This window comes from Actinocorallia aurea, assembly GCF_054783995.1.
This window is the reverse complement of the sequence record NZ_BAAGPQ010000020.1, coordinates 191177-207524: the sequence shown is the minus strand read 5'-3', so window position 1 is coordinate 207524 and position 16348 is coordinate 191177. Positions and strand designations below refer to the sequence as shown.

Annotated in this window: 14 protein-coding genes and 1 pseudogene; 4 read left to right on the top strand and 11 right to left on the bottom strand. The window is 72.0% G+C overall.

Annotation, left to right across the window (positions count from 1 at the left end):
* Positions 1-563: hypothetical protein (locus tag ACYVOM_RS25020; protein WP_460305931.1), on the top strand; the 563-nt coding region annotated here is incomplete at its 5' end.
* 414 nt (positions 564-977) lie between these two features.
* On the opposite strand, the gene ACYVOM_RS25015 is transcribed toward ACYVOM_RS25020, so the two are convergent.
* A complete protein-coding gene (locus ACYVOM_RS25015; RefSeq protein WP_460305930.1) occupies positions 978-2279 on the bottom strand; it encodes a helix-turn-helix domain-containing protein in 1302 nt (433 codons plus the stop codon).
* Between the two features lie 173 nt (positions 2280-2452).
* Between ACYVOM_RS25015 and ACYVOM_RS25010 the strand changes: the two genes are divergently transcribed.
* Positions 2453-2587, top strand: coding sequence for an albusnodin family lasso peptide (locus ACYVOM_RS25010; RefSeq protein ID WP_460305929.1), 135 nt, complete (start codon positions 2453-2455; stop codon positions 2585-2587).
* 121 nt (positions 2588-2708) lie between these two features.
* Positions 2709-3674, top strand: coding sequence for an asparagine synthase-related protein (locus ACYVOM_RS25005; RefSeq protein WP_460305928.1), 966 nt, complete (start codon positions 2709-2711; stop codon positions 3672-3674).
* A gap of 246 nt (positions 3675-3920) precedes the next feature.
* On the opposite strand, the pseudogene ACYVOM_RS25000 reads toward ACYVOM_RS25005, so the two are convergent.
* From ACYVOM_RS25000 to ACYVOM_RS24975, 6 genes and pseudogenes are all read right to left on the bottom strand, one after another.
* Positions 3921-4514 (bottom strand): annotated as a pseudogene (locus ACYVOM_RS25000) (response regulator transcription factor); the annotation flags it as partial.
* Positions 4515-4673: 159 nt separating this feature from the next.
* Positions 4674-5822 (bottom strand): acyl-CoA dehydrogenase family protein, encoded by a 1149-nt coding sequence (locus ACYVOM_RS24995; protein WP_460305927.1) that lies wholly within the window; start codon positions 5820-5822, stop codon positions 4674-4676.
* Positions 5819-6712 carry an amidohydrolase family protein gene (locus tag ACYVOM_RS24990; protein WP_460305926.1) on the bottom strand — a complete coding sequence of 298 codons (894 nt, stop codon included), beginning with the start codon at positions 6710-6712 and terminating at the stop codon, positions 5819-5821. Before ACYVOM_RS24990 ends, ACYVOM_RS24995 begins: the two co-directional genes overlap by 4 nt.
* Before the next feature lie 32 nt (positions 6713-6744).
* The gene (locus ACYVOM_RS24985) at positions 6745-7683 is read right to left on the bottom strand and encodes a 3-hydroxyacyl-CoA dehydrogenase NAD-binding domain-containing protein (protein WP_460305925.1); all 939 of its coding nucleotides are present in this window, start codon (positions 7681-7683) and stop codon (positions 6745-6747) included.
* Positions 7680-9662 (bottom strand): acetoacetate--CoA ligase, encoded by a 1983-nt coding sequence (locus ACYVOM_RS24980; protein WP_460305924.1) that lies wholly within the window; start codon positions 9660-9662, stop codon positions 7680-7682. Before ACYVOM_RS24980 ends, ACYVOM_RS24985 begins: the two co-directional genes overlap by 4 nt.
* Positions 9659-10456, bottom strand: a complete 798-nt coding sequence (locus ACYVOM_RS24975; RefSeq protein ID WP_460305923.1) for a crotonase/enoyl-CoA hydratase family protein — start codon at positions 10454-10456, stop codon at positions 9659-9661. Before ACYVOM_RS24975 ends, ACYVOM_RS24980 begins: the two co-directional genes overlap by 4 nt.
* 89 nt (positions 10457-10545) lie before the next feature.
* Between ACYVOM_RS24975 and ACYVOM_RS24970 the strand changes: the two genes are divergently transcribed.
* The gene (locus tag ACYVOM_RS24970) at positions 10546-11025 is read left to right on the top strand and encodes a MarR family winged helix-turn-helix transcriptional regulator (RefSeq protein ID WP_460305922.1); all 480 of its coding nucleotides are present in this window, start codon (positions 10546-10548) and stop codon (positions 11023-11025) included.
* A gap of 303 nt (positions 11026-11328) precedes the next feature.
* Here ACYVOM_RS24970 and ACYVOM_RS24965 read toward each other — a convergent pair whose 3' ends face one another.
* From ACYVOM_RS24965 to uxaC, 4 genes are all read right to left on the bottom strand, one after another.
* A complete protein-coding gene (locus ACYVOM_RS24965) occupies positions 11329-11922 on the bottom strand; it encodes a carboxymuconolactone decarboxylase family protein (RefSeq protein ID WP_460305921.1) in 594 nt (197 codons plus the stop codon).
* Positions 11923-12101: 179 nt separating this feature from the next.
* Positions 12102-13568 (bottom strand): gluconokinase, encoded by a 1467-nt coding sequence (locus ACYVOM_RS24960; RefSeq protein ID WP_460305920.1) that lies wholly within the window; start codon positions 13566-13568, stop codon positions 12102-12104.
* Positions 13565-14920 (bottom strand): mannitol dehydrogenase family protein, encoded by a 1356-nt coding sequence (locus ACYVOM_RS24955; protein WP_460305919.1) that lies wholly within the window; start codon positions 14918-14920, stop codon positions 13565-13567. Before ACYVOM_RS24955 ends, ACYVOM_RS24960 begins: the two co-directional genes overlap by 4 nt.
* Positions 14917-16323 (bottom strand): glucuronate isomerase, encoded by a 1407-nt coding sequence (gene uxaC / locus ACYVOM_RS24950; RefSeq protein WP_460305918.1) that lies wholly within the window; start codon positions 16321-16323, stop codon positions 14917-14919. Before uxaC ends, ACYVOM_RS24955 begins: the two co-directional genes overlap by 4 nt.
* Between the last annotated feature and the right edge of the window lie 25 nt (positions 16324-16348).

Below are 16348 nucleotides of genomic sequence, written 5' to 3'. Positions count from 1 at the left end.
GCTGGCCACCAGCATCATCTGCTGGAGACACCTGCAACGCACATTGCGTTAGGAGTTCTTACAGCCTCCGCTCCACCCTCGGTGCCGGTTCCATCTCCCCACGCACGTACTACGAGCACGGCCTCGACGTACGCGACGGCGTCGCCACCGGCATGCACGGCTCGTGGACGGCATGGGCCCACACCCTCACACCCGAGCGCGACGCATGGATCTCCGCCGCCCACACCCTGATGCACAGCGATACGGCCTTCCTGTCCCTCGGTCTCACCAGGCACGCGGCGACCGTGCTACGGGACTCGGGCTGGACCACCTTCGACGTGGTGTGCGCCCGCCAGTCGATGCGCTTGGACGACGAGGAGACCGCTGTCCAGGCCTCCGCCCACGTGCCGCTGTGGTGGGCTCAGCACGGCTGGTGGGAGGAGTCCGGATGGACCATCAACACTCCTCGCCCCACCCTCCTCACGCCTGCAGAGGCCAGGACGCTCGCCGAGCAGGGAGTGAACGGCCGCGACGAGTGCGTCCGGCGGTGGAAGCAACTCATCGCCGAGCGGACTAACCGCTAAGCAATCCAGAACAAGCTTCCGGTCAGCGAGCCTGCCCGCCGCGATCAGCAGCGTCTCCACGCTCTGCTCTGGGAGATGGAGCAACGCGAGCTGGGCGCGCTCCTCCAAGGCCATGGCCTCGGGTGTGGAAGCGTCAGGAGCCGGATGCTCGCCAAGAGAGCGGCATCCGGCTCCAACCGCCATGTCGCTGTCACATCGCCTCGGCCGGAATGGCGAAGCAGGCGAGTGTAGGAGCGGGAACTGGAGAGGGCACCTGGGCTGTTCGCCTTCCGTGGAGGCTCGGCGCATGCCTCGGCTGGTTCCAGCACCGCGAACTTCGGGACTTACCTGGCCACCCGCCCCCCTACGCGGCATGAGCAGCCCGATCAACAGGTCCAGCAGCCAACCCTCTGGTGGGGCGTGCGGGGTGGCGTCTCAGCCACGCAGGCCTGCGCGAGTGACGAGACCGCCGATTCCTCGCGGAGGGGTCGGCCGGTTGCGGAGGTCGGCGATGAGCGCGGCGACGGACGGCCGCCGGAGTTCCTCGGGGCTGCGCTGGCCCGCGACCCGCAAGGCCCCGCATGCTCGGTCGAGGTCGCCGTGCGCGGCCCAGGCGCGGGCGGTGTCCACCGCGTAGCGCGCGAACCGCTCGGCGGTCGGCAGCCCCTGCGGTCGGACTCGCCGTGCTGCGGCGAGCGCTGCACTGGGCTCGCCCAGGGCGTTGTGGACACTGATGGCGTACACCAGGACCTCGTCGGACGTCAGCCGCCCCGGCCCACCACCGGTCGCGAGCCGTCCCGCTTCGGCGAGGAGGTCGACGGCTCGATCGCGGTCACCGCTCTGCGCGGCGGCGTAACTCGCCGAGCACAGCAGCGCGCCCGTCGTCGCTGCCCGTCCGGGCGCGTACTCGGTGATGTCGCCCGCGGTCCTGGTGAGCAGGTCGACGGCGCTGTCGTGGCGGCCAGCACGGCGCATGGCGATGGCCACCGCCCGCGCGGCGCCCGCAGTGGCGATCGGGTCGCTGCTGCCCCGGGTGATCTGGAGCGCGCGGTCGGCGCTCACCCAGGCGACGTGCCCCTGGTTCGCCTTCGTCGCCAGATCGGACATGAGGATGTAGGCGTCGGCCAGGACGAGGGACGCCGCGTCGCGGTCGCCTCCGCTGCCGTCGGCGACGGCGGCGTGGGCCGAGCCGATGAGGTCTGAGAGGTCTTCGGCGACCTCGGCGTACCGGCAGGCCTCGTAGTCGGTACGAGCCCGGTGCAGCGCGGTGTGCAGCCGGGCGAGCGGCAGCGGCTCCCCGGAGGAGTGCAGCAGGACGCGCTCCAAGCTGTGCGGGATGCCGTCCGCGGACTCCGCCTTCGCCGGGGTGGCGATGGAGACACCGGCCAGCGCCGACAGGCCGAGCATCTCCCTGCGCCGCACGCGGTCTCCATCCTCTGCCGTATCCCGGGCCCTCAGCGTAAAGCCAGGACGCAGCTCTCGCACGGCCATCACCGGATCGGCGTTGGCGAGTCCGAGCCGGAGGAGCGGGATGTCGAGCGCAGCGGCGAACCGGCGGAGCGTGGCCACGTCGGGGTGGCTCTTGCCCCGCTCGTACCGGGACACCTGCGAGCCGGACAGGCCGCACAGGGTCCCGAGAGCCGCCAGGGTCAGGCCCTGATCGAGGCGGGCCGCACGGATGACGGCTCCTGGCTGGTGGTCGAGCGGCAGCGGAGCAGCGGGGCGTGACTGCGGCATCGGCCCGTCCTCGGGCTGGTCCGGTCTCGGGCCATCCACTCTACGTTCCGCATCCGCTCAATCACCGGCCTTTTGCATGAGATGCACACGTTTGCGTCCTATGCAAAGCCCCCTGGCAGACCCTCCAGCGCCGGGCGACTCTGGCGTTGTCCGTTCCGACAGGGAGGTTCCACATGCTCATCCAGCAGACCCACGCCGCCACCCCGGTCCTGGTCGACCTCGGCGGCCTCGCCGAGGTGACCCTCGGCGGCAGCTCCTCGAACAACGAGAACAAGCGCCAGACCTACGCCATGGCCATCGTCCGCTAGCCCGCCCCCTGCCGGGCGGGCGCCGCATCCCGCCCGCCCGGCCCCGCTTCACCTGAGGCCCCGCACGGGAGGACAGATGAGAGCAGTCGGCGGTAGCGCACCAGGCCGCGCGGATGAGCCGGTGCCGGTTCCGGTGAGGGCGCGGATGGAGACCGCGGCGCACGCTCCGGTGTGGTCGCTGGGAGACAGCCCGGTCCTGCCCATGCGGATCGAGACGGCACCGCACCGGACGGTCGCGGTGATCGGGCCGTCCGGAGTGCCGGACGAAGCGCTGCGCCGCTGGGCAGACCAGGGCGTCCCCGACGACGCCGCATGGTCGTGGCCCGGTTCGTACGTCGTCGTCGCCGCCGACCCGCAGGCGGTGACGATCTGGACCGATCTGGCGTCCGCGATCCCGGTCTACTGGACCCGCACCGGCTCACAGGTCGCGTGGTGCACCAGCTCCCGCGTCCTCACCGGGCTCGGAGGAGGGACGGCCGAATCCGGCTGGCTCGCGACCCGGCTCATCACCCCCAGCCACGCCGGGCTCGGCGGCCGGTCGGCGTTCGTCGGCGTGCAGCTCCTTCCGGCGGGCAGCCGCATCGTCCTGGCCGCCGGGCGCGACCCGTCCTCCGTGCGCGTGTGGGCGGCCGAGACCCGCAGGCGCGGAGCGTCGACCCGCCAGTTCGGCGAGGCCCTGCAGAACGCTGTCGAGTTCCGCGTGCGGGCGGCGGCGCGGCCGAGCACGGACCTGTCGGGCGGCAAGGACTCCTCCTGCCTGGCCGCGCTCGCCGCCGTGGCGCTCGCTCCCAGCGGGCGGACCGTCCAGGCCGTCACCCTACGCCCGGCCGGAGTACGCCGCGGCGGCGACCTCGACTTCGTCCCGGCCGTCGCCGCCCTGCCCGGGGTGGAGCACCACTGGACCGACCTGACCGGGGCCGACCTGCCTTACACCGGCCTGGGCGTTGACGTCCTTCCGGGCTTGGACGAGCCCGCGCCCGGTAGTCGTGGGACGTGTACGGTGCTCAGGACGGCTCGACGCGATCAACGCGAAAGGCCCGGAAAACAACAACGACGACTCGTCGCCCATCGGACTGGCATCCGATGAACAGCGACTCGTCGTCGTTGTGTGGACCAAGAACCCTTGCCCGGGTTCGAGGCCCGCGCCCCACCGCAGAGACCAGTGGAGCAATGAGCATGAGGGTACCTGCCCTGTCGACCGCCTCGGTAGGCGGCACGCCGATTCCGGCCCCCCAACGGCGCACCCGCCCCCGCCACCAACGGCGAAAACGTCACACAACCACCGACCACCGGCAACACAGCCACGCCCGCGGGCACAACCGGCCACGATCCGGCTGTCCCGATCGAACTCGTAGTCCCACACCCGGTCGAGGATCTGGGCCTTGCTGACGACCCGCTCCGCGTTGATCATCAGATAGCGGAGCAACGCGAACTCCGTCGGCGAAAGGCTGATCGCCCGCCCCGCCCTGCGGACCGCGTAAGCCTCCTCGTCGAGCTCCAGATCCGCGTACCGCAGGACGCCGTCGTCCGCCTCAAGGTCGTCGGCCGCCCGCGCACGGCGCAGGATCGCCCGGATCCGCAGGATCACCTCATCCAGGCTGAACGGCTTGGTGACGTAGTCGTCGCCGCCGCAGTGCAGGCCCGCGATGCGGTCCGCCACGGCGTCCTTGGCCGTCAGAAAGAGCACACAGGGTGCGCCAAGGCACCCCGCGAGCGTCCGCGCCACCTCGAACCCGTGGACATCCGGCAACATCACGTCCAGAACCACGAGATCGGGACGGTGGTCCTCCACCTCCTGCAACGCGCCGTTGCCGCTCGACGCCGTCCGCACGGAGAACCCGTTGAGCCGCAAGGCCTCGGACAGCACTTCTCTGATCCCCGGCTCGTCATCGACGACCAGCACCTTCGCCTGCGAGGTCCGCCCCATACCCCCGTTCTACGAACCGCAGGTGAAAGAACCCTGAGAACCACCCGAAGAATCGCGAAATCCCCTCGCTCGGAGGGGGCACGACCATTCTCCCCGAGCCGGTGAAGGCACAGCGCGGGTGGGCGGAATCCATGACCTGGCCTGCCCACCCGCCATAAGTCACAGAAGGGACCGGGCGATCACCAGGCGCTGGATCTGGTTGGTCCCCTCGTAGATCTGGGTGGCCTTCGCGTCGCGCATCATGCGTTCGGCGGGCAGGTCGCGGGTGTAGCCGAGGCCGCCCAGGAGCTGGACGGCGTCGGTGGTGACCCGCATGGCGGTGTCGGAGGCGAAGCACTTGGCGGCCGCCCCCGCCGTGGTGAGGTCGGGGCCGTGCTCGTCGAGTTCGCGGGCGGCGCCGTGGGTCAGCGCGCGGGCGGCGCGGATCTGGACCTCCAGGTCGGCGACCATGAACTGCAAGCCCTGGAAGGCGGCCAACGGGCTGCCGAACTGTTCGCGGTCCTTCAGGTGCGCGACGGCGAGATCGAGCGCGCCTTGCGCGATGCCGACCGCCTGGGCGGCGACCGTGGTCCTGGTGCGGTCGAGGGTGCTCAGGGCGACGCGCATGCCGTCCCCCGGATTCCCGACGAGGCGGTCGGCGGGCAGGCGCACGTCGTCGAGGAACACCTCGCAGGTGGGTGAGCCCTTCAGGCCCATCTTCTTCTCGGGCGCTCCGAAGGAGATCCCTTCGTCATCGGCCTCCACCACGAAGGCCGACAGTCCCCGGCCCTCGGACGCGGGATCGGTCGAGGCGAACACCACGTAGGCGTCGGCATGGCCCGCGTTGGTGACCCAGCGCTTCGTTCCGCGCAGCACCCATCCGTCCTCGGTCCGCCCGGCGCGGGTCGAGATGGCGGTGACATCGCTTCCGGCGCCAGGCTCCGAAAGGGCGAACGCGCCCAGCCGCTCGCCGCTCGCGATCTGTGGCAGATACCGGCTGCGCAGCTGGGGTGAACCGTGCAGGAGCAGCGGCAGAGCGAACAGTTCATTGGCGCCGGCCACCTGCTGGGTGGTCGCGCAGACCCGCGCGAGTTCTTCGGCGACGACCGCGACCGCGAGGTGGTCGGCGCCCTGGCCGCCGTACGCCTCGGGGATGCCGACCGCGTGCAGGCCCGCCGCGACGAGCTCCCGCAGCGACTCCTCGGGGAACCGCGAGCGCTCGTCGACGTCGGCCGCGTGCGGTGCGAGCCGTTCCTCCGCCACGGCCCGGGCCAGCTCCCGCAGCGCGAGGTGGTCCTCACCCAGTCCGTAGGACGGTCGCACGCTCACTTCTCCTTCCTCAGTCCCAGGATCTTCAGGGCGTTCTCCTTGAAGATGAGGGGCTTGGCCTCCTCCTTGACGTCGAGGGCGGCGAAGTCGGCCATCCAGCGGTCGGGGGTGAGCACCGGGTAGTCGGAGCCGAAGAGGACCTTCTGGCGCAACAGGCCGGAGGCCTGGCGGACGAGCTGGGGCGGGAAGTACTTGGGCGACCATCCGGACAGGTCGAGGTAGACGTTGGCCTTGTGCCCGGCGATGGAGATCGAGGAGTCCACCCAGGGGACGGACGGGTGGGCGAGGACCATGATGAGCCCGGGGAAGTCTGCGGCGACGTCGTCGAGCAGCATCGGGTCGGAGTAGCGGAGCTTGATGCCGCGCCCGCCGGGCAGCCCGGCGCCGATCCCGGTCTGCCCGGTGTGGAACAGCGCGACCACGCCGAGGTCCTCCAGCGCCTGCCACAGCGGGTAGTAGGCGGGGTCATTCGGCGCGAATCCCTGCAGGCTCGGGTGGAACTTGAAGCCGAGCACCCCGAAGTCCCGTGCGAGCCGCTTCGCCTGGGCGACGGCCGCCTCGCCGCGGCGCGGGTCGACCGAGCCGAAGGGGATGAGGACGTCGGCGTGCGCAGCGGCCTGCTCGGCGATCTCCTCGCTGGACAGGGCCGGATGCCCGAGCTCGGTGGTGGCGTCGACGGTGAAGACCACGGCCGCCATGTTCCGCTCCCGGTAGTAGGCGGCGACGCGGTCGATGGTCGGGGTCCGGTCGTGACCCGCCTTGAAGTACTTGGCGGAGGCCTCCATCAGCTCGGCGTCGAGGGAGAAGCAGCCGTGGCGGTCCGCCTCGATGTGGGTGTGAACGTCAAGGGCGACGATGGCGTCCGGGTCGATGCGCGGGATGTAGGGCATCGTTTCCTCCTCGTGGGTCGGTCGGCTGCCGGTCAGGGCAGGGTGGTGTGCCTGCTCTTGGCCTCCAGCAGGCCGATGAGCAGCTCGTCGCGGGCGGCGACCATCGCGGTCTGGTCGATGCCGTCGAGTTCGGCGTCGACTCCGTCGACGAGCAGGCCGGCCAGGGCGGGCGTGAGCTGCGGCGAGCCGAGGTCGTTCATCCAGTCCTGGGCGGGCGGGCCGAGGTGCTCCAGGGTGTGCGCCATGCCGCCGGCTCCGCCCGACAGATGCTGGCCCACCAGCGGGCCGAGCAGGGCCCAGCGCAGGCCGGGGCCGTACGCGATGGCGGCGTCGATGTCCGCGACGGTCGCCACGCCCCGCTCGACGAGCGAATAGGCCTCCCGCCACAGGGCCGCCTGGAGCCTGTTGGTGAGGTGGCCGGGAACCTCCTGGCGCACCAGCACGGGCCGTTTGCCGAGGCCGGAGTAGAAGTCCACGGTCCGCCGGACGGTGGCGGGGTCGGTGGCCGCGCCGGGCACGACCTCCACCAGCGGGATCAGAAAGGAGGGGTGGAAGGGGTGCCCGACCAGCACCCGCTCGGGATGGCGGTCGCACATCTCCTGCAACCGGCTCGGCATGAGGCCCGAGGAGCTGCTGGCGATCGGAACGCCCTCCGGCGCCGCGGCGTCCAGCGTGGCGAGGAGCTCCCGTTTGAGGTCGGGGCGCTCCGGTCCGCTCTCCTGGACGAACCGGGCCCCGGCGACGGCGTCCTGCGGGGTCGCGGTGAAGGTGAGCCGGTCGCGGGAGGCGCCGTCGGCGAGCCCGAGCCGGGTGAGCGCGGGCCACGCCTGGTCGATCTGGCCGCGCAGCCTCTCCTCGGCGCCCGGCGCGGGGTCGTAGGCCGAGACCTCGAGGCCGCGCGCGAGGAACAGCGCGGCCCAACCGGCACCGATCACGCCGGTGCCGACGACGGCGACGGCTGCCCCGCTCACCGGTCCTTCCCGGCGCGCCGGCGGGCGACGGCGGCGAACGCGTCGAGTGCCCCGGGGTCCATGAGGGACCCGGCGGACGCGACGACGTCGGGCTCGGCCCCGAGCAGGATCTTCTTTACGGGCACTTCGAGCTTCTTACCCGTGCGCCCGTAGGGCATCGCCGGGACCGCGATGATGGCGTCGGGCACATGCCGCGGCGACAGCATGCTCCTGATGCGCGCGACGAGGCGGGCGCGCACCGCGTCGTCCAGGTCGAGCCCGTCGGCGAGGGCGACGAAGAGGATCAGCTCCCCCATTCCGCCCTCCTTGCTCTCCAGGTGGACGACGAGGCTGTCGGCGACCTCGTCGACGTCCTGGAGGACCCGGTAGAACTCGGCGGTACCGAGCCGGACGCCGCCGCGGTTGAGGGTGGCGTCGGAGCGGCCGGTGATGACGCAGGTGCCCGCGGGCGAGAAGCGGCACCAGTCGCCGAAGCGGAAGACTCCCGGGTACTCGGCGAAGTAGGTGTCCCGCATCCGGAGACCGTCCTCGTCGCCCCACAGCCGCACCGGCATGGACGGCATCGGCGCGGTGATCACCAGCTCTCCCACATCGCCGACGACCACCTCGCCGTGTTCGTCGAAGGCCTTGACGTCGACCCCGAGGCTCGCCCCTGCCATCTCCCCCTCCCAGACGGGCTGGAGCGCAGAGCCCTGGACGAGGCCGGTGCACACGTCGGTGCCGCCGCTGCCGACGTTGAGCAGGACGCGCGAGCCGAACTGCGCGGCGATCCACCGGAAGCCCTCGGCCGGGAACGGGCTGCCCGCGACGCCGATCTGCCGGATCCGGGACAGGTCGAACTCCTCCGCCGGCCGCACGCCCTCCTTCCGGCAGGCCATCAGGTAGCCGGGGCTCGCGCCCATCAGGGTGGCCCCGGTCTGCTCGGCGAGCCGCCACTGCGCGCGCAGGTCGGGGTGGAGCGGATCGCCGTCGATCATGACCAGGGAGGAACGGACGAGCAATGCGGACACGAGCGTGTTCCACATCATCCACGCCGTCGTGGTGAACCAGAGCAGCCTGTCTCCGGGACCGAGGTCCCAGTGGAACGCGTGGTTCTTCAGGTGTTCGAGCAGGATGCCGCCGTGGCCGTGCACGATCGCCTTCGGCCTGCCGGTGGTGCCGGAGGAGAACAGCACGTACAGCGGATGGTCGAACGGCACCGCCTCGAACTCCAGCGGCAGATCGGTCGGCGCGGTGAGCTCCGCCCAGCCCAGGGCGTCGTCCAAGGCGAGCGGACCATAGGGCACGTGCACAACGTGCCGCAGGGACGGGATGCCCGCGCGGATCTCCGCGACCTGCGCGCGGCGGTCGATCTCCTTGGTCCCGTAGGTGTAGCCCGCGACCGCCAGGAGCACCGTCGGCTCGATCTGGCCGAAGCGGTCGACGACCGCGGCCGTCCCGAACTCCGGCGCGCAGCCCGCCCAGACGGCGCCGAGGCTGGCGGTGGCCAGGAAGGCGACCAGGGTCTCGGGACAGTTGGGCAGGTAGCCGACCACCCGGGTACCACGGGTGACGCCGAGACGCCTCAGCCCGGCACGCGCACGCCGAACCTGTTCGGCGAGCTCACCGAAGGTGAGTTCGACGGGCGGGCGCGTCTGGGAGTGGGCGACGACCGCGGTCTCGTCCACGTCCTCCGGCGCACCGAAGCAGTGCTCGGCGTAGTTGAGGGTCGCACCGGGAAACCAGCGGGCTCCTGGCATCGTGCGCTCTTCGAGCACGGCTCGGTGCGGGGTGCGGGCCTTGACGCCGAAGTACGTCCAGACGCTCTCCCAGAAGTTCTCGAGGGCCGCCGTCGACCACGCCTGAAGCTCTTCCCAGTCGGCGACATCGACGCCGCGCCGGAGTGCGAGCCAGCCGATGAAGTCGTTCACGCGCGCTTGTGCCGCGACGTCGGGGTCGGGCACGTAGAGCGGCTCGGCGGGGGGCGGGATGGCGCTCATCGGGCGGCTCCGGCGCGGTCGACCTTGGCGGCACGCCCCTCGATGAAGTCGCGCATGCGCGCTTTGGCCTCGGCGCTGCTCTGCGCGACGGCCGCCATGAGCGATTCCAGGAGCAGTCCCGTCTCGGTGTCGGCATCGGCGATGCGCGGCAGGGCATGCAAGACCGCGTAGTTGCTGACCGGCGAGTTCTCGGCGACGCGCTGAGCGAGGTCGAGGGCCTTGGCGAGTCCCTCTCCGTCCCCGACCCGGTAGTCGACGAGGTCTTCGGCTTCGGCTGCCGACAGGACCCTCCCGGTGAGCATCATGTCGGTCATCCGCTGGGCACCGATCAGGCGTGAGACGCGCACGGAGGCACCGCCGCCGACGAACAGGCCGCGTTCGCCCTCCGGCAGGGCGAAGAACGCCGAGTCCTCGGCGACGCGCAGATGCGCGGCGGTCGCCAGCTCCAGTCCTCCGCCGACGACGGCTCCCTTGACGACGGCGATCACGGGGAGCGCGCCGCTCTCGATGCTCGCGAAGGCTCGATGCCACATGCGCGAGTGGTGCAGCCCGCCGACGGCGTCGCGCTCGGCGAGATCGTTGAGGTCCAGGCCCGCGGAGAAGTGCGCGCCCGCGGCAGTGAGAACCGCGGCCTTCGCCCAGGGGGGAGGCTCGGCGAAGAAGGCGCCGAGGGCGCGGACCGTGACGTCGTTGAGCGCGTTGCGCTTCTCCGGGCGGTTCAGCACCAGGACCGCGACATCGCCATGGCGCTCCAGCCGCAGCGATCGGGGGAGGTCGGGCTCGGGGTGGCTCACACACGCTCCAATCAACAGGAAACCTGACAAGTCACCTTGGGGTATCAACAGGTTTCCTGTCAACAGGCAGAACCGGGATACTGTTACCCGTGCCCACTGCCCCGACCCGCCCGACCCCGTCACTTCTGTACGCCGTCAAACGGCTCGAACTGGTGATCAGGGCCCGCCTCGACGAGATGCTGCGAGGATCGGGCGTGACCACGCTGCAGTACACGGCCCTCACGGTCCTGGAACACAAGGACGGGATCACCGCCGCCCAGCTCGCCCGCGACTCCTTCGTCACCCCGCAGACGATGGCCGACATGATCAGGGCACTCGACCAGCGCGACCTCATCCACCGCTCCCCGAACCCCGACAACAAACGCGAACTGCTCATCTACCTCACCGACCAGGGCCGCTCCCTGCTCGATGCGTACTCCGCCGCCGCGGCCGACCTCGAAGACCGCATGGTCTCCGCCCTGTCCCCCGACCAGACCGACGCCTTCCGGGACGCCCTCACCTCCGCCTGGACCACCCTGAACTCGACAGGCCCCCGGCCCATGGGCCGTCCCGGCGAAGTCGGAGCCTAGGGCGAGCTTCCCCCGTGGTCACGGAAAGCTACGGTAGCCGACCTCGTGTCAGCTGAAGAGTGAGCCTCGTGAGCGCGCCGTCGCCTTGGCTCGCCTCGGCGATGAGCCTGTGCCCGAGCCGGCGAAAGAACCGCAGGCGGACGTCGAAGCCAAAGGCTGCAGAGATGGTCGTTTGGCGAGCGAGGATCGGACTGCATGATCGACCTGGCGCTGGACCATCCAGAAGCGCCCACACGTTCCGCTCCCACATGCACCGGCACCTGGATCTTCTGCTCGCCCCAGCACGCCCCGCGCATCCGCGGCCTATGCCGGTGCCGGCCCGGGCGAGGGGGCGGTGAGGTCGTCGTCCAGGTCGAGTTCGAAGGTCCGCAGGAGCCGGGCGAGGGTCTCGTAGACGCCCACGGTGAAGATGATGTCCATGACCTGCTGTGTGTCGTGATCGCGGGTCAGGGCGGACCAGGTCTCCTGGAGGATCACGCCGTGGCCGATCAGCTCGTCGACGGCCCGCAGGAGGCCGGATTCGGCGGAGGTCCAGCCCGGGGCGTCCGGTCCTGCGGCGACCCGGTCGATCTCCGCGGCGTCCATCCCGATGTCCGTGGCCATGACGACGTGCTGGGCGAACTCATAAGGCGAGTCGCACAGCGTCGCCACCCGCAGGATGACCATCTCCCGCTCGCGCAGGCTCAGCGTGGTCGCGCGCATCACGTGCCCGTTGAGGGTGCAGAAGGCACGGGTCAGCTCCGGATGGTGCGCCAGCGCGCCCAGCATGTTGAGCGCCTTGGGGCGGCCCTGCTGGATCGGCGCGGGGTGCCGGGGGGCCGGAGGTGTGAGGGCGGCCAGCGCCTCGCGCATCGCCGCGGGCCACTGCCTGAGGGGAACCGGTTCAACGCGGGCCATGGTCGGCGGGCCCCCGTCCGTCGCTTCTCCTGCTGCTCGCGCTGCCGCCGGCCACGGTTGCTCCTCTCTGACGCGGCGGCTCGAAGGGGTGGCCGGGCCGCCGCGCGACGCCCGCGATCTACTCCGATGTTGAACAAGTGTTCAACAGCCTTGGGGCCTGCGTCAAGGGCCCTCGGCTCTCACATGGCGGACAGGCGCAGGCTCCGGTGCCGGGCCCGATGGCGCCGGTAGTGCTCGCGCGTGCCGGGGTCCGCCCCCACAGGTTCCACGGCGTCCTGGCAGGGGCCGAGAAGCAGCGGGGCCGATGCCAGCTCCGGCGCGTGACCGAGCGCGTGCAGGCCCAGCGCCGCCGCACCGAGCGCCGTGCCCTCCGCCGCGGACACGAAAGCCGTCGGGCGGTCCACCATCGCGGCGACGACGCGCCGCCAGAGCGGGGCGCGGAAGGCACCACCGGTGGCGCGCACCGAAGAGATCGGCCCGACACGCTCCAGGTCCTCGACGATCTCGGCCAGCCGCAGCGCCACTCCCTCGATCGCGGCGCGCACGAGATGGCCGCGCGAGTGACGGTGGGTCAGGCCCGCATAGCCCCCACTCAGCTCCGGCTGCCAGAGCGGAGCCCGCTCGGGCAGCAGATAGGGCAGCATGACGAGGCCGTCGGCGCCCGGTGGGACCCGCTCGGCCAGCTCGAGCAGCGCGGTGTCACGGACCTCCCCCGGCGGAAGGTCGGCGGCGAGCAGTTCCCCTGCCCAGCGGACCACCGACCCGCCGTTGCTGACCGCCGCCCCGACGACCCAGGCCTCGTCGGTGAGCGCGTAGCTGAAGAGCCGTCCCTCCGCGTCGGCGAAGGGTTCGGGCAGCACCGTGCGCACCGCGCCGCTGGTGCCCAGCGACAGCCCTGCGACGCCCCGCGCCATCGCGCCCGTGCCGAGATTGCCCAGCGGCCCGTCCCCGGCTCCGGCGACGACGGGAGTCCCGGCGGGAAGGCCGGTGGCGCGGGCCGCTTGCGCCGAGAGCTCCAGCAGCGCCGTCGTCGGCAGGATCGGCGGCAGATGCTCCTCTCCGATCCCCGCGACCCGCAGCGCCCCGTGGTTCCATCCGCGTGCCGCCAGGCAGAGCAGGCCGGTGCCGGAGGCCGAGGACAGCTCGGTGACGAGCCTGCCGGTCAGCCGCATCAGCACGAAGTCCTTGAGCCCGGCCCACCATCGCGTCCGCGACCACAGGTCCCGGTCCTCCTCGCGGAACCACAGCAGTTTGGCCAGCGGGGCCATCGGGTGGACGGGCGTCCCGGAGGCGCGGTGCAGCTCGGCGGCCTGCCCGGATCTGTGCAGCCGCCACGCCTGGGCGGCGGCCCGGTCGTCGGCCCAGGTGAGCAGCGGGGTGAGCGGGCGCGCTGCGGCGTCCAGGGCGAGGAGCCCGTGCATGGCCGTGCCGACGGCGACCGCGAGCACCCGCTCGCCGCGGACGGCCGTCGCGCACTCGCCCAGCGCAACGATCACGTCCGCCGCGAGCCGCTCCGGGTCCTGGGTCACGCCGCCACCGGACTCGCGGACGACCGCGTGGCGGCGGTCACCGGGCCCGAAGGCCACCGCCTTGACCGCCGTCGTCCCCACGTCGAGACCGATGACGACGCCGTCGATCCCGCTCACATGAGCCGTCCGGCCTGGGCGACGACCTCGTCGAGCAGCGCCGGGTCGTGTGCGAGCCCGGGGTCGAGCTCGGCGAGGACGGTGCGGGCCGCGTCCTTTAGAGTTCCGCCGGCCGACGGCGCGCCGGGGTCGCGCACCGGGACCCCGGCACCGCGCAGGTGGAGGAGCCATGCCGCGACGATCAGGACGGCTCCGGCGGGCATGGCGCCCCGCTTCCTTTCGGCGAGGAGCACGGGGACGACGCGCACGGGAAGCTTCTGGGAGCCGTCCTCGGCGATCTTCGCGAGCGCGTGCCGGATCCTCGGATTGGCGAAGCGTTCCGCAAGCGCCCTCCGGTACTCCTGCAGCTCCCGTCCCGGGAACTGCAGGTGCCTGGAGGCCTCGGTCCACCACTGCTCCAGCCGGCCGAGGCAGACGGGGTCGGCCATAGCGTCCGCGACGGTGGCGTGCCCGCGCAGGGTCCCGGCGTAGGCGAGCAGTGAATGGCCCCCGTTGAGCAGCCACAGTTTCCGCTGCTCGAAGGCGGAGACGTTCACGACGACGCGCGCGCCCGCCTCATCCCAGTGCGGCCTGCCTGCCGGGAATCTTCCACTGAGGACCCATTCGGCGAAGGGCTCGGTCACCACCGGGGCCGCGTCGGCCCACCCGGTGGCGTCGGCCACCGCGGTCGCGTCCTCCGGCGTGGACCACGGGGTGATGCGGTCGACCATGGTCGTGACGAAGGAGGCCTCGGCCGCGGCCGCCCGCCAGGTGGGGCCGCCCAGTTCCTCGGCCAGATCGGCGATCACCCGCGCGGCCGTCTCCCCGTTGCCCGGCAGGTTGTCGCACGGCACGACCGCCACCGGGCCGCCGCCGGCCCTCCGCCGCGCGGCCAGCCCGGCCAGAAGGCGGGCCGCCGCCGTGCCGACCGGAGCGGCCGGATCCTCGCGCAGCGCGTCGATGTCGGCCCGAACCCGGGCGTTCCCGGTGTCCAGCCTTCCTTCGCGGGTGGCCGTGTAGCCCGCTTCCGTCACCGTCAGCGTGACCACCGCGATCTCGGGGCGCTCCCAGTACGCGAGCCATCCGGTGTGGTCGCCGCCCGGATGAGCCGCGGAGAGCGAGCCGAGCACCTCGCAGTGGTCCCCGTCCGGCCCGCGCGTGACCAGGGTGTACAGGCCCTCCTGCGCCGACAGCCGCGCGGCGGTCACCGTGCTGGAGCCGCTGAAGGCGGCGATGCCCCATCCGGCGGCGTCCGGGGCGTGGGCGGTGTACCAGGCCTGGTGGGCGCGGAAGAAGCCGCCCAGTCCCAGGTGGAGGATGCGGACGGGCGCGGCCGGAGCGCCGGCGGCCGCCCGGTTCAGGGGCCTGATCACAGCTTGAACGCCCTTCGCGGATTGACCGTGACGAGCTCGACCGCGATCTCCGCGGCCTCCTCCTCGTCGAACCTGTGCTCGGCCACCAGCTCGGCGAGGAACCCGCAGTCGAGCCTGCGCGACATGTCGTGCCGGGCGGGGATGGAGCAGAAGGCCCGGGTGTCGTCGACGAAACCGGAGGTGCGGGAGAAGCCGATGGTCTCGGTGACCGCGCGCCGGAACCGGCGGATGGCGTCGGGCGCGTCGAGGAACCACCAGGGAGCCCCCGCGTAGACCGAGGGGTAGAAACCCGCCAAGGGGGCGATCTCCCTGGAGAAGACGGTCTCGTCCAGGGTGAACAGCACGACCTGGAAGCCCCGGGCTGTGCCGTAACGTTCCAAAAGCGGCCGCAGCGCGTCGGTGATCTCGACGCGCAGCGGGATGTCGTGGCCCGTGTCGGGGCCGTGCGCCCGGAAGGTGGCGGTGTGATGGTTGCGCCGGACGGCGGGATGCAGGGTCATCACCAGACCGTCCTCGCAGGACATGCGGGCCATCTCCAGCAGCATGTGCCGGCGGAAGGCGGTGGCCTCCGCCTCGGTCGCCCGGCCCCCCAGCGCGGCGCGGTAGACGCGTGCCGCTTCGGCCCGGGTGAGCGGTTCGCTCCCCAGGTCGGCGTGGCTGTGGTCGGCGGAGGTGGCTCCGTGGGCGATGAAGTACCTGCGCCGCTCCTCCAGGGCGGCGATGTAGCCGTCGTATCCGGAGGTGTCGATGCCGGAGACCGAGCCGAGACGTGCCACCGCCTCACCCCAGTCGGCCCTTCCCGGTTCCAGGTAGCGGTCGGGTCGGAAGGTCGGGATGACCCGCGCCCGCCAGGTGGGGTCGTCGGCCAGGGCGCGGTGCGCGCTCAGGTCGTCGCACGGGTCATCGGTCGTGGCGAGCACCTCGATCCCGAACCGGCGGAACAGCGCCCGCGGCCGGAAGGCCGGGTCGGCCAGGCGCTCGGCGAGGGCGTCGTAGGTCGCGTCCGCGGTGGCGGCGGACAGCGGCTCGGCGACCCCGAAGATCTCCGCGAGCTCCGACTCCATCCAGTAGCGGACGGGAGTACCGCGGAAGACGGGCCAGTGCTCGCACACGATGTGCCACGCCTTGCGCGCCTCGGCCTCCTCCAGCGGGCCCCGGCCCGCTCCCAGGTCGCCCAGCGCCACGCCGTCGGCGTGCAGGAGCCGGGTGACGTAGTGGTCCGGGGCGATCAGCAGGCTCGCCGGGTCCCCGAACGGCTCGTCCTCCACCAGGAGCCGGGCGTCGACATGGCCGTGCGGCGACAGGATGGGGAGATCGCGCACCTCCGCGTAGAGACGGCGCGCGATCTCCCGTGTCCGCGGGTCGGCGGGCAGGAGCCGGTCGGGATGGGGAGAGCGTGGCATAGCCGCATGCTGGCTTCCGTCCGGC